The following is a 26,220-nucleotide window of genomic DNA, read 5'->3' as shown; positions in this document are numbered from 1 at the left end:
TTCACAGTATCTACTACTTGTTAGTTTGTTTTATTTCCGCTTTATCAATTAGGTGCGCTGTGATTCCGTCTCGGAAGTGGTAGAAGGATGCCACAAAAAACCAAATTACTTGAATTGCACCTAGCGACATAGTCGGTTTAATAATCATCCCGCAATAAATAACGGCAGAAATAACAACAAGTGAAAAACGGTGAGCTGTAAATAGTCCATAATGCTGCGCATTAGCTCTAGCTTTTGCGACTGATTTTGAAATTTTATATGTGACTTGCCCGAAAACTATGCATGCTCCTAATGCCCAATCAGAAGATAAAAATATTTCCTGCCAACTTGCTAGGTAAAATTTAATTCCGACCAGCAACATAAATGGCAATGAAATATACAAATAATCTGCCGTCAGATCGGCAAGCAGGGCTCGCCTAGCACTACGATTAGACGTCGAGCGCATTTTGATAGTCTCGATTTCTATGGATGTTCAATATTTTGTGAATTTTTGCTTTTCTAATCTGAGGTCTACCTTTACCATCAGGTGGTGTATAAATTGAATATGAGAGCTCTGCATCCATTATATCTAAAGGGCCAATCGGTGCAATCAAGCCCGCTTGGTATCGCTGTAGCCAATCCTTGTCCACGATCTTGGCCGGAAACTTACGCTCCATTGCAGCGCTTTTGAATGACCATACAGAGTTTCCCTCGTTTACTTGTATCATTGTGTATAGCTTATCTCTCCCGTTGAAGTCTGATGTATCACCAATAAACATCTTGCTGGCATCTCCGCTGAACCTCCAGTCAACGTTGAACTTTGATAAATAATCACTGTTTGCTGCGCCTAGCTGCACTACTTCACCCGATTGAAGTTTCTTATTTGCATTAGAGAATTCAGTAAGGACATATGCCAATCCTTGCCTATCTATGTGTGGCGGAACAATGTTGCTATTTATTTTTTTTCTTATATCCGCTTCCAAAGCGATTGCAATTGAGTTTACCTCTGCCTCTGTTTCCGTTTCAGAAACGTCCATTAGTTCAGAGCTAAGTGCGCTTCCAGAGGAGTACAAAGCTTCTTCGATGTAGTTGGCAATGGAGCTGCTTACACTGCTAAGCTTGCTAATTATAGAACCTGTAGATACAGAGTTAAGTTCAAGTTCAAAAGCAACCTCCAGATCTACTGAGTTTGCAAGCAATTGGCAAAGATCTTGATATGCGTTTATATATAAACCCATAGCTTCAAAAACTTGAGCGGGGTTTTTTCTTTTCTGGAGGTAATCGATTTTTATAGCTAACTCAGTATTCATTTTAAATCCATTTAATATAGATATTTACTAATTTTGGCTGGTGTAGGATGTGGAGGTAAGGCATGATGGCATGTGGCCGCTACTTTTTCGACAGGATTTTTTCGCAGCGTATTTGAATAAACTTGACGCCTGCTATCGAAAAGTCCTAGATTCGAAGCAGGCACCATATAAAAATCTAATATGTCCTAATTGATGGCATCCTAAAACATCTTGCGTTGCATCTATATCACCGCTTGTAGTGTGATCTGATCAAGTGTAGATATTTCATCCTTCGATGATATCTTGGCGCTTATTAGGTCAGTTCCCATGCTGGCAGCTGCTAGTAGCTCTGAAATAGAATAGGTATGCCCGTCCTGTGCCTTGCCTGCCGCCGCCGCTATAACGCGATATGTGGTGGCAACGTAGTCAAGAAGATGAGTTACTAGTTGAGGACGAACACCTCGGAAGTGTCCAGTATGTGCAATTTTGTTTCTGAGAAAATAAATTCTTCTAAGTTGACGGTTAACGTCTGTCTTAGACTTCGCTAGTCGTACTGATATGGATTTGTTGTTTTCAATTTCCTTGAATATTTTCATAAGCTTGAATTTCAGATGTTCTTTTTTCTCGATGCTGTAAAAAAGCTCCTTTGCCGCGTCAGCATTCCTGAGTATGAGAAATACCTGCTCATCACTTAGTGAATCGGTGAAAGTGGTACTTTCAGAATAAATGCTGTCAGCAATTAGTGGTGTCACCGTTATGTTGTTAGCTGTGAGAAGTTCGCGCAAAAATCGTACACGTCTAGGTATCCCCGCAACCGCATAAAATGGAGGAACAAAATCTAAGATGTTCCCAATAATGCTTGAGCCCGTATTTGTAAATAGGGATTCAAGTGCGATCCATAGGTTTAAAAGTTTTTGCTCTAGGGAGACCGAGACTTTTGCTAGTCTCAAGTGTCTAAGAGATCTACCTAATTGCTCCTTCGCAGGCTCATTCAGACTTTTAAATACGTTGTGTATGGCGAGGCTGTCGTGTGGAATGGCGGTACCATTTTCGCTAGAAATAAATGCGAGTAGCTCTCCGACGTTTAGTTTTCTTCTATGGGGAAGTTGACCTTGCCGTATCGTTATGCAGTTATCTGAAATCCGAAATTCGCTCCCAAACTCAAATGCAGTAGTGGTATCTAAAAAGCGATCAATTTTTTCCTTTGCTTGAAGAGCGGCCGAAATATAATCAGTTGATGTCAGTGTCAGTTTTGCAAGAACATTAATATCCGTGTCCTTCTGAGCATCCTTAAGTTCGGCAATTTCCTTTGGTGCGTCACTTAAAATTTTCATGCCTGGCTCATCGTTTACGGAAAGCAAAATGTTCGGTTTAGCTGCATGAAATCCGTAATAGATATCAAACTGAGACTGTTGGTTCCTCAACCGTTCAGTCACCATTCTGAATTGCTCGGAGAAATTTCTTCCCGAGTAATTATTTTTTCGAAAGAACATAGCGCAACGGTTATAAAGATAAGTAGGTGAATAACCTTGGTTTAGTAAGAATGTGGTATATAGGCCGGTGAGGCGATCAATTGAAGCAGTTATGCGCTCTGTCTGCGCCAAGTCGCACGTTCCAACTATCGCCTCCTCCAGTCGTTCTAAAAGTATGCTAAGGTATTTTTGCTGCCGTCCGATTATTGTGCGGCATAGTACCTTTAGCCGAGCCTGTACGTTTGAGTCAAGTTCGCCAGATTTAACCTTCTTGGCAAGGTCAGCCTTTAGGGCTGCAAGCTCACTAAAAATCTCTTGAGCGATAGGGTCACTTTCCCAGCACTCGATAATTTCGTCCATAGAGGAGAGGATGTACCCTCCATTTTTATCGTTTTCTTGATAGGCATCGACATGCTCTATCATTTCTAAGCAAGCGCTAAATGTATTTAGCAATCGTGATTGATAAAAATGTGGAGTATACATCCGCAGTTTCTCGCTATATGACTCAACAAAAAACCGCGGCCGGAAATCTTCAAACGGCAATTTTTCCCAAACAGCGTCTTGCAGATACCGTAACGTACTCATTATGCCTCCGAGTAGCGCATTGCTTTAAGTACGGAAATGACCTGTTCGGGACTTAGGTGGCGAATTCCAGAAAGGGATGCTCGAATTGGTTCGAATACCTTATACATCCGGGCATATGCTGGAATTAATGGTGCGTGGGAATTTATTTCTCGCCCCTTGAATCGGCTGAATCTACCCATGTCATCTACTAAAATTCTGACGATTGATAGGGCATCATGTTCATTGTTTCCGTCAAACCCTGGAAAGCGCACGTGCTTGCCAAACGGCTCAGCTTCACAAGCAATTTTTTCCTTGCTGGCTGAGTCAAATAAGCTATACGCCTCCTCAAGGAATGACCACATATCTAAATAGTCTACTATCTCACTAACCAGTGGGGGAGTCGCTTCTACCTCGCTTCCAAAAACGCCGGACATCTCCCAATCGATTGCCCAAGTATTTTCAGAGTGGATGGCAGAGCGGAGTAGATGAGTGTCTACATCATTTAGTTCTAGCTTGTCATAAATCTCACTAAGCATAAGAATAATTAGTTTTTCTGGGTTTGATATTTTCATGGTTTCGATAGGTCCGATGGTGTTGAGGTGAAAGCTCGCAGTAAATAACGTGCGAGGTATTAAAATTTATGGGCGTAACAAGTTCTGGCTTTATATTGCGTTTCCTAGCTTTCCATTTGCAATCGACGAACTTTTAGGTAACTCATATACGCGTCCTCTGTTCAGCTGAACTGTAGGGGTAAATTAACTCTTACAGAAATCTATCTTCATTCGGATCGCCGGCTGATTGCAATCATCTAGATCGCTGATCTGCCAAGATTTTTGTAACCGATGAACGATCAAGTTTATGGTCAGTAGATAATAGTATCGCGTCGATCCAGCATGCTGATTCACATAGAAGTTTAGAAACCATGCTAGGTGCTTACGCTGCCATGTCCAGGGATTATCGCGTTTCCAGCGTTCCGCGATCGCCGTTTGGATAGCTTTGGCTTGGCGGAGATGGCGTTGCCGAGTGGTATGCGAGCCTGCTAGAACTCCCGCTAGGAACAGTTCCATATCGAATGTCTTGGTCATTCTCGGCCACCGATGTAGGCCGATGCCACGTCGATTCGGCTGTGTCCCAGCTCATAGCTGATTTGAAATCGTGCCTCTCGATCAAGGCGCGGATTGAGCCGCCTGCACCTGCCACCGTTGATGGGCGCTAGGTGGTGGGTGATCTGTTCATAGCGTTCGCACGCATAGGCCGCGCGTAGTTCGTGGAAGCCTTTGAGGTTGTACGTATGGAGGATATCTCGGGCGGGGCGGACGACACTCGGTTGGAAATCGAGGTAGCTCTCGTTAGGTGCAAGCAGGTTGCGGCTGCCGTCGGGCGAGACCTGTTCGGCAAACCTCAGCGCCTCACGAATTTGCTCATCTACCGTAATCCAGCGAGGCGCCGACGCGCCAGAGCGACCACCTTTGGTACCATCCTGGATATTGATCTTGCTGTATTGTTCGGCCTCACGTTTTAGACGCGGCAGGTCGGCCAAGATCGCCTCGCGCAAACGCATGCCGGTGGCGCGTGCCAACTGCACGATGGCGGCGGCACGGGGATGCTGTTCGCGGAGCGCATCGACGATGCGCATCACGTGTTCGCGATCCTGGCCTTGTGGAACTGTCATGCGGATGGTGGTGCGCTGCATTTCCAGCGCCTTGCTCGGACTCGGCACTTTCACATACTGATCACCGCGAAGCGCGGCCATGGTTCGATTCACACTGGACAACCGGTTTTGCGCAGTGGCGATAGCGAGCTCACCTTGTTCAACTTGTTGGCGCAGATGTCCGGTGTAGTCCAGCAAGGTCTGCCGATCAATCTGTCGCGCATCGTTGACGCCTGGCCCATCCTCCGACCGACACCAGCGTACAAACGCCAGCCACCGATCACTGTGTGCTTTGACCGTCCCGTAATGCCCACCGCCAAACAGGTCTTTCAATGCCTGCGGTCCGGCATAGCTCAGTTGCCGACCATAGCCAAAATTGCGTCCATCTCGCCTGCCTACCAATGCCATGATCGAACTCTTCTCGAAGCCAATACTTTTAAAACCTTCCCCACGTCATCCCGCCAAGAATGTTGAGTGTTATCAGGGATCAAGGCCCCTGCGACCTGTGAGGGTTGTCCACTAACGCGGGACTGACGGCTCTTTACGACCGGGAGCTTGGGCATCTCATGATCTGGCCTCCTGAACACTTCCGAAGAAGTGGGCGGGTAGAGGCTGCACTGGCTGACGAGACCGGTGCCGCGAGATTCTGAGTCTGGTGAAGGCAGTGATGCGATGACCGGGGCATGCCTGACTGTCAGTCAGGTGCCGTCCATTCCGTAGGCTGCGGCACCATCATCGGCATCGCTGTTGCTGGTGACTTCGGTGTTTGTCACGTCGATTGTCACGAGGGGGAATGCCCCAAAGCCTTGTACGTTGTGGGCTGCAGCAGTGGTAGGAGCGCCCGTCTCTTTCCGGGAGAAAGAGACGGGCGCAGGTTGGCGCACGGGAATGGCCAAGTGGATAGGTTGCTGCAGGGCAGCTATGAAGGGGGATGAGTTGCCGCAGTGGGCACACTGGTAAAAGTAGGCATCCATCACATCGCTGTGACCGTGCGATCCGCCGGACGCTAATCGCACTTTGGGAGAACCACCACGGTGTGGCGTAGCCTTAAAGGTTCTGGCTACCTGGGGTTGCTGTCAGCGACAGCGCTTTGCCCGATCTTTTCTACGCCTGTGGATAATTCGGGTCAAGGCTCGAATTTTCGGGAGTTCTGCTGCTGTGGATGAAATTATCCACCGGTGGAAATCAGTGGTTTTCCACAGACAGTTTGCGTGGGCTTTAGTTTTTTTAAATGAGGTCCATCCAAGCAGGGCGGCTTTGCAGCCCTGTTTGGATGGACCCGCGTGGACAAGCGGATCATCTAGATTTCGAACGCTGTGTTATCCCGCCCCATCTGACCGACTGTTTGTATTTTCTCTATTCAGGGCTCGGAAGCGATGTGCGTTGCGGTTTACCGGCTGTCTGCCTAGACTCCGTGGCTAAATAACATCAGTCCATCAGCAATGTCTTGGGTTGAGTGGCGAGAGTAGTCAACGGGCGTAACCTCGTGTTCGACAGCTAATGTCGTGCGTTAGACCGCGCCACCTGGAGGCATCCTTGGCATTGCGTCTTCGTTTCTTGTTAGACACCAACATCCTGATCCCGCTTCAGGACTCCATGGTGGTACTGCAGCCCAGTCTTACAAACTTCGTTAGGTTGTGCAGTGCGCACGGCTACCAACTGCTTTACCACCCTGCGTCAGCCGCGGACATCAGGCGTGACACTGATGAGGCTCGGCGCGAGCGCACTTTGGCTAGGCTCGGTCAGTACACTCAACTGCAGGCTGGGCCGGCTTGTCCATGGAACTCGCCTGAAACTTCGGTAAACGACGCTTGTGACAATGAAATTCTCTACGCGTTAGAGAATGATGCAGCGCACGTTTTGGTGACCGAGGATCAGGGGTTGCACCGTAAGGCGCGGGCACGCGGACTGAGTAGCCGCGTGTACTTCATCCAGACTGCCGACGACTGGCTGCGCCGGCTCCATGAGCCTGGTGAGGTGCGACTCCCGCACATTGAAGACGTTGAAATCCATACGTTGACCCACCAACTGGCTGGGCCATTCTTCGACAGTATCCGTGCGGGCTACGATGGTTTTAACGATTGGTTTCGTCGTAAGGCCATGGAGGGGCGTCGTGCTTGGGTCTATCGCGAAGACGCTCATCAGGCTATAGCGGCTATCTGTATTTACGCTGTTCAGGCCGACCAGGCTGTAACGGACGATGGTGAGGTGCTTGTCGGCAGGGCATTGAAACTCTGTACGTTCAAGGTTGGCGAAACCGTTCGTGGAAGGAAGCTCGGAGAGCTGTTTCTCCGGGCTGCCTTTAAGTACGCGACAAACCACCAATGCGAGTCGATTTTCCTGCACGCTAACAACGTTCAGCAATCACAACTGATCACTCTGATTGAAGACTTCGGTTTTCGCTACGAGGGGCTTTACCAAGGGGACGCGGTTTACGTAAAAGCGCATCCTGTCGCTCCGCCTCCGCTACAGATGGACCCGTTCCAGTACGTCCAGCTCTATTATCCGCATTACATGGGCGGTGATGATGTCCATAAATTTATAGTGCCAATTCAGCCTCAGTACCATGACATTTTGTTCCCTGACTATCAGCGTCCAGGACATGCATTGCCTGATAACCATCCGCAACGGCATGTCAGCAATGCGATCAAACTCGCATACCTTTGTCACACTCCCAGCAAACAGCCGCGTCCAGGCGATGTCGTAATGTTCTATCGCAGTGGCGACATGCGTGCGTTGACGACGCTGGGTGTTGTTGAACGATATGTGTGGTCGGAAGCCGCCGACGAGATCGCTCAGATTGTGAGCCGTAGAACCGTGTACTCTGACCAGCAAATAGTGGAAATGGCCAGGGCTGAGACCAAGGTGATGCTATTCCGTCTGATATGCCACTTCGAGCCCCCCCTTGATTATGCGCACCTTAAGCGTTTGCGGATTGTCAGAGGGCCTATTCAATCGATCACGAAAATAACTGATGAGTCTTTTTCCCGAATCATTCGAGCAACCCAGCGGTAGGGCGGTCCTGCTTTCGATAAAGCCCAAATACGCTGACCTGATCCTTGCAGGAACGAAGCGTGTTGAGTTGCGTCGCAGCTGGCCGTCCAACGATATTGGCGTCATGGTGTTGTATTCATCAGCACCAAAACAAAGGTTGGTAGGGGTAGCCTTTATCGACCGGGTCGAGGAGTGTGATTTTGAGAGTCTCTGGACCTTGGCGGATGCCAACGGGGGCGGCGTGACCTATGACGAACTCAAGACTTATGTCAAAGGAAAGAAGACTGCGTTCGGTGTGATGATCCAGCGCATAAAGATCGCCGAAGTTCAGGTCGATCCAAAGGATCTTTTCGCGAACTTCACACCACCTCAGTCCTTTCTCTATCTAGGTCCGAACGATTTCCCACGCGTAATGCGCGCAATGTTTCCATCGGAGGGATCAGTGTGAACATATTCGTCGCAGGTGTACACGGTGTTGGTAAGACTTTCCTAGCCTCTCAACTTCCTAAAGCCTTAGGTCTAACGCAAACCTCAGCTAGTAAGCTGATCAAGGAGGAGCGCGCGTTACCTGACTGGGGGACGGATAAACGGGTCGGTGATGTGGACGCCAATCAGATAGCACTGGCGAATGCTGTCACTCGCCACAATGAGGCTGGCACTCGGTTACTGCTGGACGGGCATTTTGTGTTGCTGGATGCTCAGGGTGAATTTTCACCTTTGGCTGCGGACGTTTTTAAGGCTCTTCGCCTCGATGGAGTTTTGCTGCTGGAGGCGGACGCTAATACAATTGCGACTCGCATACGAGAACGAGATAGCCGGGAATTGGATATTGACCACACTATCAAGTTCTTAGCCGCGGAGCGCGCTCAGGCGCAGTTAGTGTGCGATGAACTCGGAATACCACTTCACATTCTAGGGGAATGTGGCCCTGATACCTTCGCCGCAGCGGTCGCAGCAGTAATTTTGAAAGCCGACCAATAAGCAATTCTACCCAAGTGAAAGGCCGGACGACGTGCACGATCCTGCCTATGCTGTGGGGATGCGTACTTTGGCTTCACTTCGACCGGCTAGGGGAGAATGCAGCCAGTCGTCAAAGGCCTTGCTATTCAACGTTCATGCAAGCGGTAATCAATACAAACCCATTTTCCTTGTGTGGAGCTGTGGCCCGGAGGCCGAGCGCTTAGTCTGTTGCGCCACGTTTTATCCTTAGCCGAGTGACATTTGCGCCGGCCTGGTTCGCAAATTCGTGCGGGGTGACATGCTCCTGCTGATTGACCTCAAGATACCGGCTCCACCAGTTCATGATCAGCCTCCTCTCTTCGATGAACTCAGCCTTGTGGATATAGGCCGCTCGGACGTTATTCCTCTCCTTGTGGCTCATCTGCCTTTCAATGGCTGTCTCCGACCACAGCCCTGACTCAATCAGCGCGCTACAGGCCATCGACCGAAACCCATGGCCGCAGATTTCGGTTTTGGTGTCGTAGCCCATCTTCCTAAGCGCGCTGTTCACTGTGTTTTCAGACATGGGTTTCCAGGGCTTGGCATCGCCTGCAAACACCAGGTCGAATTTGCTGGTGAGGACGTGGATCTGTTCAAGCAGAGTCACGGCTTGCGGCGATAAGGGTACAAGGTGGATGTCCCCCGCCATCTTCGTACCTCTTGTTGAAAAGGGTACTCCGTCCAGCGCGGGTCGAGTGTCCGGTATCTCCCAGGTGCCGCGCTTGAGGTCGAACTCGCTCCAGCGGGCGAAGCGCAGTTCGCTCGAGCGGACAAACACATGTAGAGAGAGCATGACTGTCAGCCGAGTCAGCGTTCGTCCTTTGTAGGTGTCGATGCGCTCCTGCAATTCAGGCAGGCGCGATAAGGGTAAAGCTGGGCGGTGAACTACCCTCGGGGCTTTGATCAAACCTTCAAGGTCGGAGGCAGGGTTTGCTGCGATCTGTCGAGCACGTTTCGCCTCGCGCATGATGCTTTGCAGGTAGTTTTGTACCCTTAACGCGACGTCAATCGTGCCACGCTTCTGGATTGCTTCCAGAGGTTGCATCAAGTCGTGAGTGTCTAGGTCGACAATAGCGCGATCACCGATTAGAGGAAAAACATGGGTTTTGAGGCGGCTCAGGACCGTCTTGGCATGGCCCGGAGCCCATTTGGCAGACATCGCTTTGTGCCAGTCCAAGGCTGCGTCCTCAAAGGTTCGGCCTCGGATTGTGGCTTGCGTCTTGGCTTGATGTTTGGACTCGATGGGGTCGATGCCTTCCGCCAGTATCCGCTTGACCTCCAGCCGCTTCTTGCGCGCATCGGCGAGGCCGACCACGGGGTAGTTGCCAAACGAGGTCAGTCCTTCACGACCATCAGGTTTTACATACCTGAAACGCCAGCCTTTGCGGCCATTGGGTTGGACTAAAAGGTAGAGGCCGTCGCCGTCGAAAAGCTTGTAGGCGCGGTCGGTGGGCTTGGCTGAACGGCAAGCCGAATCAGAGAGCGGGGCAGTGGTGCGCGACATAAGGGTACTCCTCCCTTTATCGAATGACCTTACCCCTATCTTTATCCTTAAAACGGCTGGTATCCATAAGATTTTGGCGGAATCCGACGGAACGCCAAAACGAAAAAAACCGCCAGAAGGCGGGTTTTTCGGGGGTTTCAGAGATTTTGAAAGCCTTCTCTGGAACCTTGTATGGTGCCGGCACCAGGAGTCGAACCCGGGACCTACTGATTACAAGTCAGTTGCTCTACCAGCTGAGCTATACCGGCATTTGAGGGTCGCCATTATAGCCATTGGTAAAACCTTGTAAACCGGCTTATAGCTTGTTTCGCTGAAATCTTTGCCTTGTTGAGTGCTGCTGCGCAGCGCGAGTCTTCAATGAGAAATCAGGCTGCACCCGGGTATCAGTGAAAAGTCAGGCTTCAATCCTGAAGTCGGGTTGCAGAGCGCGCCAGTGGGCCCTCAGGGCTTTCTTGTGTTGCTCGGCCATAGGGCTTTCCGCAAGCGCCTGTGGCCAATGCACGCGGGCCGCGTTGATTGCCTGTCTGAGGTTGTAGTTGATCGCTGATTTCGGCAGGTCTGCCCGGTCTGCCCAAGCCATGAAGTGCTCCATGGTTACGTCGTACCAGCGTTTGGTGCCCGCCATCGACAAGCCGAGCTCTTGCTCGTCTCCCATGTACACCCTGGTGAAGAGGATGTCATAGGCCGGTGAGAGAGAGGGTGTTATCCCATCTCTGTAAATGATGCTCCAGTTCTTCTTGTGGGCATCGCCATTGCCCAGAAGGATGTTCGCCAGCAGGCGTATGGCCATCTGAATGACGTCGAGCTGGCCTGCATAGACGTTCTTGTAGATCAGCCCGGCGATCGATTCATAGCTTGCTGCCTCGTATTTTTGCGCGGCATAGCTGAAGGTCACCTGGGCGAAATCTTCAGTATGAATCCGCTGGTTCGCTTCCCGGTCGAAGCGGCGGATTGCGTAGGCTACGGACTCGTTTGGCAAGTTGATTTCAGGAAGTTGCTCCAGCTGCTCTATGCCTACCAGGCGGATCTCCGGGATGGCCACCCCGATCAGGCCGGCTAGCGTCATGCAAGTGAACTCATTCGCTGGAACGTATGGGTGCCTGGTCGAAGGGGTTTTGATGATCCAGTCTCCCGGCTCCTTCGAGTCGCCCATGATGTAACGACCATCGCGGTTGCGCATGGAGAACTTCATCTGCACCCCAGCCAGCGAAAAGTGCGCTACCCGATCCATGGCATCTATCGCGATTCGGTCCAGCCTGCCGCGGTCGCCGAATGCGTAGTCGGGTACGTCATCGGCTGGCACCGGCTCAGCGAGCAGGGCCCCGGGAAGATCGGCACCCAGGTGAACCATGAGCGGGAACTCATTCATCTGGTCGATTTTCAGTCGTTGCGCGAGCAGCTCTCGTAGTGCGCCCTCCGGCAGCAGATTGCTCAACAGAGGGTGGAGCTGCATGCGGCGCGCCAGGGGGAAAAGCCGAGGTGCAATGGCCTGGAACTTGTTCTGGGATGACATCGATAGCGTCAGCGACAGGCGCTGCGGGTTGTCAATGTATTCGGGCGCGAGCGAAAGCAAGTTCCGGTTGCTGTCGAACCCGGCTACGTAGCCGACCAGCTGGCCCTGCAAGGACAGACGCAGCGCCGAAACCTCTTCGGCTGCCATTACGCTTGTCCTTCTGCCATTGCCAGGATCGCCCATGGGTCACCGACGTCGTCACGTTCTTCATTATGATCGGCATCAGGTGCGGCATCGCTCATGGAGTGAGTGAGACGAGGACGCTGATTGGTGGCTGCCGTCTTCACGATGCCCTGCACGTCGCGGAGAACTTCCTTGGGGATCAGCATGAGTTCTGCCTCCAGGCCCTCCGCTATCTTGTCCAGAGTCTCCAGGTTCGGGTTGCCAGCTTTCTCGATCAGCCCGTATTGCTGACGGTTGATGCCCGTCCGCGCAGGCATATCGATACCCTTTAGCCCCAGCTGCTTGCGGCGCCGTTTGATTTGCTCAAGAAGGGTCGTTCTCATCGAGTATCTCCAGAAGCACTTTTGAAGTATCCATACTTCAATTCCATTGAGTGAAGCTTATATGACTCAATTTTGATATTTGAAGTATGCATAATTCATGGTTATTCGGATGAAGTATCAGTGTTGCAAAATACGGCTGTGAAGTATTGATGTTTCGAATGTCGGCGAAGCAGTTATTCGCGCTACGTTTGAACGGGGCAGAATCAATCTGCCTGGCTATTGAAGTGCCATTTTCATATCCGTTCATTCGCACGAGTAAAGCCGCTTGCGGCAGGTTTTTGCTGCTCTTTTTCTGACGCCTTGGAGCGGCTTATGCACAAATGCAGGGCGGGTAGATCGTTTTGGCTATTTCCTACGCAGCCTTTAGCAGCTTTTACAAGATATTGTTCTATATGGATTTTTTGTCTGATCAAAAAATGATCAGCTTTGATTGGGCCTTGCTGGAGGGGGCTTGGCGGCTGTTGCTCAGAATCTGTGAACAGAGTTATCCACAGATTGTGTGCGCAACTCAGGCGCGTTCGGCGAGCAGCAACAGGTTGCGGGGCGTGAGGTGGGCGGGGCAGAACTGGCCGAGGCGCACGCTGTAGCCTTGTTCCTGCAGATACAGCGCGCGGTCGAGCACCAGCCAGAGCTCCAGTGGGCGACGGAACAGGCCGCGCAGCAATTCCAGATTGCGTACTTCGGCGAGGCGCTGCCAGCCGGCCGCTTCGAGCGCCTGCCAGTCGCGCTCTTCGGGCGGTGGTAGGCCTTTCAGTGCCGCCAGGTCGCGGCAGTAGGTGGCGAAGCTTTTCTTCAACCAGGCGGGCGGCAGTGATGGGGTGGGCAGGTAGTCGTCCACCCCGCGCAATTCCCGTTGCAGCAGGTCGAAGGCCAGGCGCCGGGCCATGGACTGATCGCGCTGCTGGCGCACACGGTTGCCGGCGGTGACGGTTTCGCTCATGGGCAGGGCCAGGTCATCCAGTGACAGGTCGAGAGGCGAGCTCTGGGCCGCTGTGGATAACGCGCGGTAACTGCCTGCCGCAGTGCGGTTGTAACAGCACGGAGCGATCGCCAGTTGCTGGCAGCCTGCCGCGCTGGCCAGGTGCATCAGGCGCACGTGCAGGCCGCCGCAGGCATGCAGGGCGACGGGCGTATGGGTGGCGAGCACTCGCTCGCTGGCGGTGTCAGCGAGCACATCCTGTTCGATGTGTTGTGCAGTTATCCCCAGGCGCTGGCTAAGGTCGCTGCCGCTGGCGACCAGAGCAGGATCGTACTCCAGGCAGGTCAGCGCCTGGCCGTCATGGGCGAGCACGCGGCCGAGGTGGCCTTTGCCCGCGCACCAGTCCAGCCAGTGCCGGGGTATGCGCTGGAACTGCAGGCTGTCGCTGAAGGCGCGGATCTGTTGCCACTTGCGGCCTGGTACATCCACCGAAAAGCGTGACGGCAACTGGCGAGACGCGTGCTGGGGCAGGTCGCCAATTTCACTCAGCAGTGCCGTTTGGGCGGCTAGCTCGGGAAAGGGCGCAGGAGCGGCCTGCAATGCTGTCGGTTGATTGTGGGCCGCTTCGGCTTGTTCGAGCGTGCGGCCACGCAGCCAGTTGCCCAGCTCGGGGTATTGGCTTTCCCAGGGCAGCAGGCGATGGGTGAAGGGGCGTGGCTTCCACAATGCCTGGTGCGCGCAGAGCAATGCGTCCAGCGCCTGGAAGCGCTGGAGCAGGGCATCGCCACTGAGTGGCTGGAGAGAGTGAGTGCGGGTCATGGCGAAGGGTGACGGGGCGCGGGCCCCGTCACTTCAGCGGCCCTGGCAGGCGTCGACGCGCAGCCAGCGTTCCAGCAGTTTGAAGGCGTTGATCAGCACGAAGGTGATCACCAGATAGAACACAGCGGCGGTGAAGAAGAACTCCATGTTCACGTAGGTGCGCGCGTTCAGCGTGCGCGCCATGCCGGTGAGGTCCAGCAGGGTGACGGTGCTCGCCAGCGCACTGGCCTTGAGCATCAGGATCACTTCGTTGCTGTACGCCGGCAGGCCGATGCGAGAGGCACGCGGCAGGATGATGTGCAGCATCGATTGTGCCCGCGACATGCCCAGCGCCCGTGCCGCTTCGACCTCGCCCGGTGGTACGGCCTGGATGGCGCCCCGCAGGATCTCGGCGATATACGCAGTGGTGTGCAACGTCATGGTGATCACCGCGCACCAGTATGGATCGCGCAGGTAGGGCCACAGTGGTCCCTGGCGCACCGCATCGAACTGCGCCAGGCCGTAGTAGACCAGGAACAACTGCACCAGCATCGGCGTGCCGCGGAAGAAGAAGATGTAGCCGTAGGGCAGGGCGCGCACGTACCAGAGGCGCGAGGCGCGGGCGATGCCCAACGGTATCGCCAGGATCAGGCCGGCCACCACGGCGACCGCGAGCAGTTCGATGGTCAGCAACGCACCTTCGGCCATTTTCGGCAGGTGCTTGATGATCAGCTCCCAATTCATTGAGTGCTCCTTACGAAGCCGCGCGAGGCTCTCTTCTCGAGGAAGTGCAGGCCGATCATGGAGATGATGGTCAGGCTCAGGTAGATGATGGCGGCGACCAGGTAGAAGGTCATGGCCTGCTTGGTCGCGGTGACGGCGATCTGCGACTGGCGCATGATTTCGGTCAGGCCGATCACCGATACCAGGGCGGTGTCCTTCATGAGGATCATGAACAGGTTGCCCAGGCCTGGCATCGCGATGCGCCACATCTGCGGCATGATCACCCGCCAGATGATGCGCGGCTTGGACAGGCCCAGGGCCTGGCCGGCCTCACGGTGGCCCTTGGGAATCGCCAGGATGGCGCCGCGGAACACTTCGGTGGCGTAGGCGCCGAAGCACAGGCCAAGGGCGATGACGCCCGCTGCGAAAGGGCTCAGCTCGAGGCTGCCGACGCCCAGGCTTTCGCCCAGCTCGCGCAGTACGTTGACGGTGCTGAAGTAGATGAGCATCACCCACAGCAGCTCGGGCACGCCGCGGACGATGGTCGAGTAGGTGCCGCCAAGCCACTGCAGCGGCTTGTACGGAGAAGTCTTGGCGAAGGCGCCGAGCAGGCCGAGCACCAGACCAAGGCACAGTGCGCTGAGCGCCAGCTGGATGGTCATCAGGGTGCCGGCGGCCAGGGCCGGGCCGAATCCGGAAAGGTCGAAATTCATGGAAACTCAAGCGCCCGCGCCGTCATCGACGACGCGGGCAGGCTGCTTAGTAGATGCTGAAGGGGAAGTACTTGTCGTTGATCTTCTTGTAGGTACCATCGGCGACGACTTCGGCCAGGGCCTTGTTCAGACGCTCGCGCAGGGCATCACCCTTGCGCACGGCAATGCCGATCTTGTCGTTGTCGAATACCGGGTCGCCCTTGAATTCGAAGTCCTTGCCGGCGTCGCTCTTGAGCCATTCCCAGTTCACGAAGGTGTCGGCCAGCACGCCGTCGACGCGGCCGGAAGCCAGATCGAGGTAGGCGTTTTCCTGGGTGTCGTAGAGCTTGATGTCGACCACGCCATCGAGGTTGTCTTCCAGCCAGGTACCGGCGATGGTCGCGCGCTGGGCACCGATCACCTTGCCTTTCAGGCTGGCTTTGTCGCTCTTGAAGTCACTGCTCTTGGGCGCGATGAACTGCAGTTTGTTGGTGTAATACGGGTCGGTGAAATCGACCGCTTGCTGGCGCTCTTCGGTGATCGACATGGAGGCGACCAGGAAGTCGAACTTCTTGGCGTTCAGGGCCGGGATGATGCCGTCCCAGTCGGAGGTGACCACTTCGCATTCGGCCTTCATCTTGGCGCACAGGGCCTGGGCGATTTCCACGTCGAAGCCGCCGACCTGGCCGCTGGCGTCGATGAGGTTGAAGGGCGGGTAGGCGCCTTCGGTACCGATCTTCAGTTTGTCGGCAGCGACGGCACTGGTGCCGAAAGCCAGGGTGGCGGCAGCTGCCAGCAGAATCTTTTTATAGCTATGCATGCGTGATTGCTCCGTGTTTTAACGATTGCTGGACATGAATTGTTTGCAACGCACCGATACGGGGTTGTCGAACACCTGTTGCGGCGACCCCTGTTCCTCCACCACACCCTGATGCAGGAAAACCACTTCACTGGAAACCTGGCGGGCGAAGTTCATCTCGTGGGTCACCAGCAGCATGGTGCGACCTTCGTCGGCGAGCGCGCGGATCACATTAAGCACTTCTTGTACCATTTCCGGGTCGAGCGCCGAAGTCGGTTCGTCGAACAGGATCACCTTCGGCTGCATGGCCAGGGTGCGAGCGATGGCCGCGCGTTGCTGCTGGCCGCCGGAAAGCTGGTTGGGGTAGGCGTGGCGCTTGTCGGCGATGCCGACCTTGGCCAGCAGCGCCTCGGCGATCTCGGTGGCTTCGGCCTTGCTCTTGCCGAGCACGCGGCGCGGCGCTTCGATGATGTTGTCCAGCACGGTCATGTGCGGCCACAGGTTGAAGTTCTGGAACACGAAACCGATTTCGCTGCGCAGGCGATTGATCTGTCGGCTGTCGGCGGCGACCAGTTCGCCGTTCTTCTGGCTCTTCAGCTTGAGCTCTTCACCGGCCACGATGATCTGGCCCTGATGAGGGTTCTCGAGCAGGTTGATGCAGCGCAGGAAGGTCGACTTGCCCGAGCCGGACGAGCCAAGGATGGAAATCACATCGCCGTCGCGTGCGGTAAGGGAAACGCCCTTGAGCACTTCGAGGTCGCCATAGCGTTTGTGCAGATTGCGGATTTCCAGCGCGGGCGTGGCCTCGGCCATCGAGCAGTCCTCTTGATTCTTGTGCGGATTGGATCCGTGTACGGCAGGGCTGTGGGCTGCAAACCTAGCATAGGCACCTGGGGGCGCCAAGTTGGTGCTGGCCCGCTGCCGCTACGGTTGCGGGGGGTGTCGCATCAGCGCAGTTGCTTGTCGCCCCGCCGCAAAAACAGGGAGAACGCAGGCTGCATTTTCAAAAAGACGCGAACCCTACTCACATCCGCCTCGCAATTCCAGTGCCAGTACGCGGTTTGGCCGATCCGAGGCCTGAACTGTCAGTTGCCGAGCATGCCTTGTACCTTGTCGCGCAGGGCATCGAGAGAAAAAGGTTTGCCAATGATGTCGGTGCGGGTAGCCGGCTCGCTCTTGTCGATCTCGACGCTTTCCGCATAGCCGCTGGCGAACAGCACTTTCAGCTCCGGGCGCAGTTGGCGAGCCGCGACGGCGAGCTCCTGGCCGTTCATGCCGGGCAGGCCGATGTCGGTCATCAGCAGGTCGATGTGTTCATCGCTACGCAGTATCTCCAGAGCCTGTAGCGCCTCGGCGGCTTCGCTCACCTGATAGTCGAGTTCTTCGAGCACTTCCACGGTGAGCATGCGCACCACATCGGAATCTTCCACCAGCAGGATGCGCTGGCCGGCAGGCGATGCGTTGGGAGCTTGGTCGGACACAGCGTTACCTCTGTAAGGGATGATGAAACTGCAGGTCGAAAAGCCGGGCGGTTGGCCCTGCATTCGATCGAGCCTCGGAGCCGGGTGGACGGCAGGTCGTTTAGCATGGCACGAATTGCGGGCTTGATCTGCACCGTGGAGATGCCGCTGGGCTGAAAATTACCGTATTTACAGGTTGGCCCGTGCGAGCGTGGCGTGCGTCACGCATCACGAAAAAATAAGTCGAACCTGGCGCCTGCGCGCACCATCCAAGCGCGCGGGCCATTGAGCGCTGATCGTTGGATTAACTTCTGCTAGCGCATTACCATCACCCGTTTACCGAACCACCATGCAGCCTCATGCATCAGCCAACCGCGGCCAGGGATTTCCGATGACCAACACCTCTTCCATCGATGAGAACAGCTTCAAGCGCATTCTCAGGCGCAACGTCGCCTTGCCGCTTGGGGTGGGGGTGGTCAGCGCGATCTTCTTCGTGGTGCTGATCGGCTATCTGCTCAACGTGCTGGGCTGGGTGCAGCACACCGACCGGGTGCTCAACAACGCCAATGAGGGCCTGAAACTGTCGATCGACCAGGAGACCGGGTTTCGCGGTTATCTGCTGTCTGGCGATGTGCGCTTCCTGCAGCCGTTCGAAGTCGCCAAGCCGCGGATCAAGGCGGAGATGGAGATTCTCTCCGAGCTGGTTTCGGACAACCCGGTGCAGGTCGATCGCCTGCGCGCCATCGCGGCGCTGCAGGACGAGTGGAGCAACTTTGCGCAGACGGCGATCACCGCCAAGCGCGAGGGCGGCAATTTCATCGACCCGGTGCGTGATGGTCGCGGCAAGCAACTGACCGACGCCATTCGTGCCGAGTACGCGGACTTCGTCGCCCACGAGCAGCGCCTGCGCAAGGAGCGCAACGATGCGGCCAGCAGCACGGCGACCGTCACCATCGTCCTGTTCCTGCTCTTCACGCTGCTGTTCAGCGGCTCGCTGGCGCTGTTCGGGCGTCGCGAGCTGTTGAGCCTCACCAACACCTATGGCGCCATCCTCAAGAAACAGGATGAGCACAACGAACGTCTGCAGGCCCAGGCCTGGCTGCGCAACGGCCAGACCGACATGTCCGAGCGGCTGATCGGCCAGCAGGCGCTGCCGGTGCTGGGCCGCAACATGCTGGAGTTTCTCGCCAGCCATCTGGGGGCCGCAGTCGGTGCTCTTTATGTGCGCGAGGAGCATGGCGGCCTGCGTCGCGTCGCGTCCTACGGGTTTTCCCGTGAGCAGGAGAAGGCCGAACAGTCCTTCTACAGCACCGAAGGTCTGGTCGGCCAGGTGGCGCAAAGCCGTCGCCTGCTGACCCTGGATCACTTGCCAGCCGATTACCTCAAGGTCAGTTCGGGGCTCGGCCAGGGCGAGCCGCTGACCGTGGCGCTGCTGCCCATCGACAACGACGGTGAAGTCAACGGCGTCATCGAGCTGGGCTTTCTGCGCACGCTGAGCGAGCGCGACGGCGAGTTCCTCAAGCAGATCGCTTCCAGCATCGGCGCTTCGGTCGAAGCGGCTCGCTATCGCCACCGCCTGCAGGAGATTCTCGCCGAAACCCAACAGCTCAACGAGGAGCTGCAGGTACAGCAGGAAGAGCTCAAGACCGCCAACGAGGAACTGGAAGAACAGTCCCGCGCGCTCAAGGAGTCCCAGGCGCACCTCGAGACCCAGCAGGCGGAACTGGAACAGACCAACGAGCAGTTGTCTTCGCAGCGTGACGCCCTGGATGACCGCAACAGCGCCCTGCGCGTTGCCCAGCAGCAGCTGGAAGAGCGCGCCGAAGAGCTGCAGCGCGCCAGCCGTTACAAGTCCGAATTCCTCGCCAACATGTCCCACGAGCTGCGCACGCCGCTCAACAGTTCGCTGATCCTGGCCAAGCTGCTGTCCGACAACCCCAAGGGCAATCTGGACGCCGAGCAGGTGAAGTTCGCCGACTCGATCTATTCGGCCGGCAACGACCTGCTCAACCTGATCAACGACATCCTCGACATCTCCAAGGTCGAGGCCGGCAAGCTCGACCTGCGCCCCGAAAACGCCAACGTGGTGCGCCTGGCCGAGAGCCTGGAGGGCACCTTCCAGCCACTGGCCGGCGAGAAGCACCTGGGCTTCAACGTGCAGGTCGGCGAAGACGTGCCGCGCTCGCTGTACACTGATCGTCTGCGCGTCGAGCAGATCCTCAAGAACCTGCTTTCCAACGCCATCAAGTTCACCGAGCAGGGCTCGGTCAGCCTGACCGTCAGCCGGGTCGACGAGGGCGTGGCGTTCGCCGTGCGCGACAGTGGCATCGGCATTCAGGCCGATCAGCAGGAGTACATCTTCGAGGCCTTCCGCCAGGCCGATGGCACCACCAATCGCCGTTTTGGCGGCACCGGCCTGGGCCTTTCGATCTCCCGCGATCTGGCCGTGCTGCTGGGCGGCTCGATCAGCGTGTCCAGCGTGCTGGGCGAGGGCAGCGTATTCACCCTGGTGCTGCCGCAAAGCTATTCGCCTCTGGAGGCCGACACCGATGAGCTGCCGGCTGCACCGGTCGTCTTCTCTCGCAGCCATGCGCCGCGTGCGCCCGAGCCCGTCAAACCGGTGAAGGATGTAGTGGTGGAAAACGCCGTGCCGACCTTCCTGGACGACCGTGGCATGTCGGTGCTCGGCGGCCGCAGCGTGCTGGTGATCGAGGACGAGCCGCAGTTCGCTCATATCCTCTATGACCTGGCCCATGAGCTGGATTACCGCTGCCTGGTCGCCCATTGCGCCGAGGATGGCCTCGACCTGGCCACCACCCATCACCCCGACGCCATTCTGCTCGACATGCGCCTGCCGGACGTTTCCGGTCTGTCGGTGCTGCAGCGCCTCAAGGAAAATCCCGGCACCCGGCATATTCCGGTGCACGTGATTTCCGTCGAAGACATGGCCGAGGCCGCTTTGCAGATGGGCGCCGTCGGTTATGCGCTGAAGCCGGCCACCCGTGACCAGCTCAAGGGCGTGTTCAGCAAGCTCGAAGCCCGCCTGACCCAGAAGATGAAGCGCGTGCTGGTGGTCGAGGACGACAAGCTGCAGCGCGACAGCATCGCCCGCCTGATCGGTGACGACGACATCGAAATCGTCGCCGTCGAGTTCGGCGAGCAGGCGCTGGAGCAACTGCGCCATCACATCTTCGATTGCATGATCATCGACCTCAAACTGCCGGACATGCAGGGCGACGAGCTATTGGCGCGCATGGGCAGCGAGCACATCCGCAGCTTCCCGCCGGTGATCGTCTACACCGGGCGCAACCTGACCCGCGCCGAGGAAGCCGAGCTGCTCAAGTACTCGCGCTCGATCATCATCAAGGGCGCGCGCTCGCCGGAGCGCTTGCTCGACGAGGTCACCCTGTTCCTGCACATGGTCGAGTCGGAGCTGTCCAGCGAGCGGCAGACCATGCTCAAGACCGCCCGCAGCCGCGACCGTGTGTTCGAAGGCCGGCGCATCCTGGTGGTCGATGACGACGTACGCAACATCTTCGCCCTCACCAGTGCCCTGGAGCAGAAGGGCGCCCAGGTGGAAGTGGCGCGCAACGGTCGCGAAGCCATCGACAAGCTGGAGGCGGTGAGCGATATCGACCTGGTGCTGATGGACGTGATGATGCCGGAGATGGATGGCTACGAAGCCACCCGACGCATTCGCGAAAACCCGCGCTGGCGCAAGCTGCCGATCATCTCGGTGACCGCCAAGGCGATGAAGGACGACCAGGACCTGTGCATGAAGGCCGGTGCCAACGATTACCTGGCCAAGCCCATCGACCTGGATCGCCTGTTCTCGCTGATCCGCGTCTGGCTGCCGAAGCTGGAGCGTATCTGAGATGTCCGACCGTACGCAGGATATCGAGCTGCGTCTGCTGATCGAGGCGATCTACCTGCAGTACAGCTACGATTTTCGCGACTACTCCGGCTCTTCGCTGAAGCGCCGGATGGTGCACGCCATGCGCCAGTTCGACTGCGCGAGCATTTCCGAACTGCAGGCGCGGATCATCCATGATTCGTCTGCGTTCATGCAGTTGCTGCAGTTCCTCACCATTCCGGTCAGCGAGATGTTCCGCGACCCGTCCTACTTCCTGGCGCTGCGCCAGGAGGTGGTGCCGTTCTTGCGCACCTACCCATCGCTCAAGCTCTGGGTAGCGGGTTGCAGCACCGGTGAAGAGGTGTATTCCCTGGCCATTCTGCTGCACGAGGAAGGGTTGCTGGAGCGCTCGATCATCTACGCCACGGACATCAATCCGCACTCGCTGGAAAAGGCCAAGAAGGGCATCTTTCCCATCGACAGCATGCGCCTGTACAGCGAGAACTATCAGCGCTCGGGTGGCAAGGGCTCGCTCTCCGACTACTACACCGCTGCCTACGATGGCGCGCTGTTCGAGCGCTTCCTGTGTGCCAACGTGACGTTCGCCGACCACAGCCTGGCGACCGACAGCGTGTTTTCCGAGACCCAGTTCATCTCCTGTCGCAATGTGCTGATCTACTTCAACAAGTCCCTGCAGGATCGCGCCTTCGGGCTGTTCCATGAGTCCCTTGGCCACCGCGGGTTCCTTGGCCTGGGCAGCAAGGAAAGCCTGGATTTTTCCGCGTATGCGGGGCATTTCGAAGCCTTGAATCGACAGGAACGGGTGTTTCGCAAGCTATGAGCGCGAATCCGCGGCAACTCGAAGCGGTGGTGATCGGCGCCTCGGCAGGTGGTGTCGAGGCGTTGCTGATGCTGTTCGAGGGGCTGCCCGCCAACTACGGTCTGCCGCTGGTGGTGGTGCTGCATCTGCCCGACAGCCGCGAGAGCCTGTTGCCCGCGCTGTTCGCCCGGCGCCTGGCGTTGCGGGTCAAGGAGGCGCAGGACAAGGAAGCGCTGCAGCCGGGAACGTTGTACTTTGCAGCACCGGGTTATCACCTGTGCATCGAAGCCGATGGATGCTTTTCCTATAGTCGTGACGAGCCGCTGCACTATTCGCGGCCATCGATCGATTACCTTTTCGAGTCGGCGGCCGATACCTATGGCGCCAACGTGATGGGCATATTGCTGACCGGCGCCAACCAGGATGGCGCCGCCGGCCTAAACACAATAAAGCAGCGGGGTGGTGTGACCGTGGTGCAGGATCCGCAGGAGGCGCAGGTTCCCACCATGCCCGAAGCGGCTCTGGCGCTGCATCGTCCCGATTACATTCTTTCTTTGCGGGGCATTCTCGCATTGCTAGCCGAACTGGACTCACGCCCATGTTGAGTAGCACCGGATGCAAACTACTGATCGTCGATGACCTGCCGGAGAACCTGCTGGCACTGGACGCGCTGATCCGCCGCGAAGACCGTGAGGTGTTCCAGGCCCAGTGCGCCGACGATGCGCTGGTATTGTTGCTCGAGCATGAGTTCGCGCTGGCCATTCTCGATGTGCAGATGCCGGGCATGAACGGCTTCGAGCTGGCCGAGCTGATGCGCGGCACGGAAAAGACCAAGCACATCCCGATCGTCTTCGTCAGCGCTGCCGGGCGCGAGATGAACTACGCGTTCAAGGGCTACGAAAGCGGTGCCGTGGACTTCCTCTACAAGCCGCTGGACATCCAGGCGGTGCAGAGCAAGGTGGCGGTGTTCGTCGACCTCTATCAGCAGCGCAAGATCATGGCCCAGCAGCTCGAGGCCCTGAAACGCTCGCGGGAGGAGCAGGACGCCCTGCTCGCCGAACTGCGCTCCACCCAGGGCGAATTGCAGCACGCGGTGCGCATGCGTGACGACTTCATGTCCATCGTCTCCCATGAGCTGCGCACGCCCCTCAATGGCCTGATCCTCGACACCCAGCTGCGCAAGATGCACCTGGCCAAAGGCAACATGACGGCGTTCAGTGAAGACAAGCTCGGCGCCATGTTCGACCGCGACGAGCGGCAGATCCACAGCCTGATCCGCCTGATCGAAGACATGCTCGACGTGTCGCGCATCCGCACCGGCAAGCTGTCGATTCGCCCTGTGGAGTTCGACCTGGCGCAAACCGTGCGCAACGTGGCCGAGAACTTCGCCCAGCAGATGGCCGTGGCAGGCTGCGCCCTGCAACTCGACAGTGACGGCGTGCTGCGCGGCAGTTGGGATCAGTTCAGGATCGAGCAGGTGATCAGCAACCTGCTCAGCAACGCCCTGCGCTACGGCTCGGGTCGGCCCATCGAGGTCCGGGCGCGCGCTGACGAAGGTGGCGTGCGTGTCGAGGTTCGCGATCACGGCATTGGCATCTCCGAGGAAAACCAGCGGCGCATCTTCCAGCAGTTCGAGCGTGCGGTGAGCAGCGAGTCGGTGGCGGGGTTGGGCCTCGGGCTGTTCATCTCCGACCAGATCGTCAAGGCGCATGGCGGGCGCATCGAAGTGCAGAGCAGCCTGGGGCAGGGCTCGCTGTTCAGCGTGTGGCTGCCACAGAGCAAGCGCGCAGATATAGGTTGAACTCACTCCGCCGGCAAGGTCGAAGCGAAGGAGTAAAAAAGAGAGCCAGGAGCAGGGCAATGAACCAACCCACACGAACCGTACTGATCGTCGAAGACGATCCGCTCCTGCTCATGCTGCTGGCTGAATACCTGCAGGGCGAGGGCTATAGCGTAATGAAGGCCGATTGCGCCACCGATGCCTTCGCCATCCTCGCCACCAAGCCGCACCTCGATCTGTTGATCACCGACTTCCGTCTGCCGGGCGGCGTCTCCGGCGTGCGCATTGCCGAACCGGCACTGCTGCTGCGCCCGGATCTGAAGGTCATCTTCATCAGCGGCCACCCCGCCGAAGTCCGCGAAACCGGCAGCGCACTGCTCGACTCCGCCCCACTGCTGAGCAAGCCCTTCACGCTGGAAACCCTGAGCACGCAGATCGCCCATCTGCTTGATTGAGGGGCGAGACGGCCGCGCGCTCCCACAATCTCATTTCAGCCTGGCCAGATAGCCCGGAGCTTGGGTGAAGGTGCTCCCCGATCTAATGTCCTGCGCACATCTTCGTGGGAGCGCGCCATGCGCGCGAAAAATCCCGGGCCTGGACCAGCCTTCCCGCCCGTCCCACAAACCCATCCCAGACCGGCCTGATAGCCCGCTGCTTAGTTGAAGGCGCTCCCCGATCCGATGCCCTGCGCACATCTTCGTGTGGGAGCGCGCCATGCGCGCGAAAAATCCCGGGCATGGACCAGGCCTCCCGCCCGTTCCCACAAACCCATCCCAGACTGGCCTGATAGCCCGCAGCTTGGGTGAAGGCGCTCCCCGATCCGTTGCCCTGTGCACATCTTCGTGTGGGAGCGCGCCATGCGCGCGAAAATCCCGGGCATGGACCAGGCCTCCCGCCCGTCCCCACAAACCCATCCCAGACTTGCCTGATAGCCCGCAGCTTGGGTGAAGGTGCTCCCCGATCCGATGCCCTGTGCACATCTTCGTGTGGGAGCGCGCCATGCGCGCGAAAATCATGGGTATGGACCAGGCCTCCCGCCCGTTCCCACAAACCCATCCCAGACTGGCCTGATAGCCCGCAGCTTGGGTGAAGGCGCGCCCCGATCCGATGCCCTGTGCACATCTTCGTGTGGGAGCGCGCCATGCGCGCGAAAAATCATGTGCCTGGACCAGGCGTCCCCGACGTTCCCACAAACCCATCCCAGGCTGGCCTGATAGCCCGCAGCTTGAGTGAAGGCGCTCCCCGATCCGATGCCCTGTGCACATCTTCGTGGGAGCGCGCCATGCGCGCGAAAAATCCCGGGCATGAATCAGGTTTCCCGCCCGTTCCCACAAACCCAGACCGCTGCGTTGACGGTCCACCCCTCACCCTGTGTGAATACCTGCTTTCCCGGGTATCGCAACGCTCAACCCTGGCGGCCGGACATTCAGCGCTTTTCCGGAGCAGGCTTCCCGGGCTCCTGGATGGGCCGCTGCGGGCTGAACGGACTATCCGGGTCATCGACGATGGAGCCCGGGTCTTCGTTACCCGGATCGTTGATCGGCTCTTCGTGGGGATCGACCGCAGGAAGCTTCGGGTCGTTGGCGGCATTCAGGGCAATTTGGATATGCATGGCTGGCTCCGGCTGCGATGAGGCTCGGCATGAAAGCGCGAGGTCCGTGCATTTGGAGGAGGTGTTGCGCAGGCGTGTTCAGGCTGTCGGCTGGACGGTACTTTTTCGCAGGCAATAAAAAACCGGCTCAAGGCCGGTTCTCTATTTTCTCATGTGATGCTGGCACCACCTGAGAAGAAAGGTGGTGCCCAGGGACGGAATCGAACCGCCGACACGGGGATTTTCAATCCCCTGCTCTACCGACTGAGCTACCTGGGCAACGGGGCGTATTAGACGGTTTTCACCTTTTGCTG

Annotated in this window: 24 protein-coding genes and 2 tRNA genes; 8 read left to right on the top strand and 18 right to left on the bottom strand. The window is 56.9% G+C overall.

Annotated elements, in window-relative coordinates:
• Nucleotides 1-13: 13 nt before the first annotated feature.
• The 6 genes from FHR27_RS18095 to FHR27_RS18075 form a co-directional block, all read right to left on the bottom strand.
• Nucleotides 14-445, bottom strand: a complete 432-nt coding sequence (locus tag FHR27_RS18095; RefSeq protein WP_179539208.1) for a hypothetical protein — start codon at nucleotides 443-445, stop codon at nucleotides 14-16.
• Nucleotides 429-1,289, bottom strand: a complete 861-nt coding sequence (locus FHR27_RS18090; RefSeq protein WP_179539207.1) for a hypothetical protein — start codon at nucleotides 1,287-1,289, stop codon at nucleotides 429-431. Before FHR27_RS18090 ends, FHR27_RS18095 begins: the two co-directional genes overlap by 17 nt.
• Before the next feature lie 221 nt (nucleotides 1,290-1,510).
• On the bottom strand, nucleotides 1,511-3,325 hold the full coding sequence (locus tag FHR27_RS18085; protein ID WP_179539206.1) for a hypothetical protein: 1,815 nt from the start codon (nucleotides 3,323-3,325) through the stop codon (nucleotides 1,511-1,513).
• Nucleotides 3,325-3,876: a YfbU family protein gene (locus FHR27_RS18080; RefSeq protein ID WP_179539205.1), complete on the bottom strand. Its 552-nt coding sequence runs from the start codon at nucleotides 3,874-3,876 to the stop codon at nucleotides 3,325-3,327. Before FHR27_RS18080 ends, FHR27_RS18085 begins: the two co-directional genes overlap by 1 nt.
• Nucleotides 3,877-4,059: 183 nt before the next feature.
• A complete protein-coding gene (locus tag FHR27_RS26965; protein ID WP_257026942.1) occupies nucleotides 4,060-4,389 on the bottom strand; it encodes a hypothetical protein in 330 nt (109 codons plus the stop codon).
• On the bottom strand, nucleotides 4,386-5,363 hold the full coding sequence (locus FHR27_RS18075) for an integrase domain-containing protein (protein ID WP_179539204.1): 978 nt from the start codon (nucleotides 5,361-5,363) through the stop codon (nucleotides 4,386-4,388). The genes FHR27_RS26965 and FHR27_RS18075 overlap by 4 nt, the downstream gene beginning before the upstream one ends.
• Before the next feature lie 1,128 nt (nucleotides 5,364-6,491).
• On the opposite strand from FHR27_RS18075, the gene FHR27_RS18070 reads away from it, so the two are divergent.
• Genes FHR27_RS18070 through FHR27_RS18060 form a run of 3 tightly spaced genes read left to right on the top strand, consistent with a single transcriptional unit; the run spans nucleotide 6,492 to nucleotide 8,930 of the window.
• On the top strand, nucleotides 6,492-7,970 hold the full coding sequence (locus FHR27_RS18070) for a GNAT family N-acetyltransferase (RefSeq protein ID WP_218878501.1): 1,479 nt from the start codon (nucleotides 6,492-6,494) through the stop codon (nucleotides 7,968-7,970).
• Nucleotides 7,930-8,397 (top strand): ASCH domain-containing protein, encoded by a 468-nt coding sequence (locus tag FHR27_RS18065; protein WP_179539202.1) that lies wholly within the window; start codon nucleotides 7,930-7,932, stop codon nucleotides 8,395-8,397. Before FHR27_RS18070 ends, FHR27_RS18065 begins: the two co-directional genes overlap by 41 nt.
• Entirely contained in the window at nucleotides 8,394-8,930 is a 537-nt protein-coding gene (locus FHR27_RS18060; protein WP_179539201.1) for an ATP-binding protein, read from the top strand. Before FHR27_RS18065 ends, FHR27_RS18060 begins: the two co-directional genes overlap by 4 nt.
• A 199-nt stretch (nucleotides 8,931-9,129) precedes the next feature.
• Here FHR27_RS18060 and FHR27_RS18055 read toward each other — a convergent pair whose 3' ends face one another.
• The 10 genes from FHR27_RS18055 to FHR27_RS18010 form a co-directional block, all read right to left on the bottom strand.
• Nucleotides 9,130-10,452 (bottom strand): tyrosine-type recombinase/integrase, encoded by a 1,323-nt coding sequence (locus FHR27_RS18055; protein WP_179539200.1) that lies wholly within the window; start codon nucleotides 10,450-10,452, stop codon nucleotides 9,130-9,132.
• Nucleotides 10,453-10,624: 172 nt separating this feature from the next.
• A tRNA-Thr gene (locus tag FHR27_RS18050) sits at nucleotides 10,625-10,700 on the bottom strand.
• Between the two features lie 146 nt (nucleotides 10,701-10,846).
• Nucleotides 10,847-12,112 (bottom strand): type II toxin-antitoxin system HipA family toxin, encoded by a 1,266-nt coding sequence (locus tag FHR27_RS18045; protein WP_179539199.1) that lies wholly within the window; start codon nucleotides 12,110-12,112, stop codon nucleotides 10,847-10,849.
• Nucleotides 12,112-12,471, bottom strand: a complete 360-nt coding sequence (locus FHR27_RS18040; protein ID WP_179539198.1) for a helix-turn-helix transcriptional regulator — start codon at nucleotides 12,469-12,471, stop codon at nucleotides 12,112-12,114. Before FHR27_RS18040 ends, FHR27_RS18045 begins: the two co-directional genes overlap by 1 nt.
• A gap of 508 nt (nucleotides 12,472-12,979) precedes the next feature.
• Entirely contained in the window at nucleotides 12,980-14,209 is a 1,230-nt protein-coding gene (locus FHR27_RS18035; RefSeq protein ID WP_179539197.1) for a methyltransferase, read from the bottom strand.
• Between the two features lie 33 nt (nucleotides 14,210-14,242).
• Nucleotides 14,243-14,932: an ABC transporter permease gene (locus FHR27_RS18030; RefSeq protein WP_042555481.1), complete on the bottom strand. Its 690-nt coding sequence runs from the start codon at nucleotides 14,930-14,932 to the stop codon at nucleotides 14,243-14,245.
• Nucleotides 14,929-15,624, bottom strand: a complete 696-nt coding sequence (locus FHR27_RS18025) for an ABC transporter permease (RefSeq protein ID WP_042555480.1) — start codon at nucleotides 15,622-15,624, stop codon at nucleotides 14,929-14,931. Before FHR27_RS18025 ends, FHR27_RS18030 begins: the two co-directional genes overlap by 4 nt.
• 46 nt (nucleotides 15,625-15,670) lie before the next feature.
• On the bottom strand, nucleotides 15,671-16,423 hold the full coding sequence (locus tag FHR27_RS18020; RefSeq protein WP_042555479.1) for an ABC transporter substrate-binding protein: 753 nt from the start codon (nucleotides 16,421-16,423) through the stop codon (nucleotides 15,671-15,673).
• Nucleotides 16,424-16,441: 18 nt separating this feature from the next.
• On the bottom strand, nucleotides 16,442-17,215 hold the full coding sequence (locus FHR27_RS18015; RefSeq protein ID WP_179539196.1) for an ABC transporter ATP-binding protein: 774 nt from the start codon (nucleotides 17,213-17,215) through the stop codon (nucleotides 16,442-16,444).
• 272 nt (nucleotides 17,216-17,487) lie between these two features.
• Complete coding sequence (locus tag FHR27_RS18010) at nucleotides 17,488-17,883, bottom strand: response regulator (protein ID WP_264650062.1); 396 nt, start codon at nucleotides 17,881-17,883, stop codon at nucleotides 17,488-17,490.
• A gap of 370 nt (nucleotides 17,884-18,253) precedes the next feature.
• On the opposite strand from FHR27_RS18010, the gene FHR27_RS18005 reads away from it, so the two are divergent.
• Genes FHR27_RS18005 through FHR27_RS17985 form a run of 5 tightly spaced genes read left to right on the top strand, consistent with a single transcriptional unit; the run spans nucleotide 18,254 to nucleotide 24,770 of the window.
• Nucleotides 18,254-21,736 carry a response regulator gene (locus tag FHR27_RS18005; RefSeq protein WP_179539195.1) on the top strand — a complete coding sequence of 1,161 codons (3,483 nt, stop codon included), beginning with the start codon at nucleotides 18,254-18,256 and terminating at the stop codon, nucleotides 21,734-21,736.
• Nucleotide 21,737: 1 nt separating this feature from the next.
• Nucleotides 21,738-22,556 (top strand): CheR family methyltransferase, encoded by an 819-nt coding sequence (locus FHR27_RS18000; protein WP_179539194.1) that lies wholly within the window; start codon nucleotides 21,738-21,740, stop codon nucleotides 22,554-22,556.
• Complete coding sequence (locus tag FHR27_RS17995) at nucleotides 22,553-23,140, top strand: chemotaxis protein CheB (RefSeq protein ID WP_179539193.1); 588 nt, start codon at nucleotides 22,553-22,555, stop codon at nucleotides 23,138-23,140. Before FHR27_RS18000 ends, FHR27_RS17995 begins: the two co-directional genes overlap by 4 nt.
• On the top strand, nucleotides 23,134-24,336 hold the full coding sequence (locus FHR27_RS17990; protein WP_042555474.1) for a hybrid sensor histidine kinase/response regulator: 1,203 nt from the start codon (nucleotides 23,134-23,136) through the stop codon (nucleotides 24,334-24,336). Before FHR27_RS17995 ends, FHR27_RS17990 begins: the two co-directional genes overlap by 7 nt.
• A gap of 59 nt (nucleotides 24,337-24,395) precedes the next feature.
• The gene (locus FHR27_RS17985; RefSeq protein ID WP_042555473.1) at nucleotides 24,396-24,770 is read left to right on the top strand and encodes a response regulator; all 375 of its coding nucleotides are present in this window, start codon (nucleotides 24,396-24,398) and stop codon (nucleotides 24,768-24,770) included.
• Nucleotides 24,771-25,741: 971 nt separating this feature from the next.
• Here the strand turns inward: FHR27_RS17985 and FHR27_RS17980 are convergent.
• Together FHR27_RS17980 and FHR27_RS17975 are read right to left on the bottom strand one after the other, a co-directional pair.
• Complete coding sequence (locus FHR27_RS17980; RefSeq protein WP_042555472.1) at nucleotides 25,742-25,927, bottom strand: hypothetical protein; 186 nt, start codon at nucleotides 25,925-25,927, stop codon at nucleotides 25,742-25,744.
• A 182-nt stretch (nucleotides 25,928-26,109) separates the two neighbouring features.
• A tRNA-Phe gene (locus FHR27_RS17975) sits at nucleotides 26,110-26,185 on the bottom strand.
• Between the last annotated feature and the right edge of the window lie 35 nt (nucleotides 26,186-26,220).

This window comes from Pseudomonas flavescens, from assembly GCF_013408425.1.
Taxonomy (GTDB): Bacteria; Pseudomonadota; Gammaproteobacteria; order Pseudomonadales; family Pseudomonadaceae; genus Aquipseudomonas; species Aquipseudomonas fulva_A.
The sequence above is the reverse complement of the archived record's forward strand: the minus strand, read 5'-3'. Positions and strand labels throughout refer to the sequence as shown.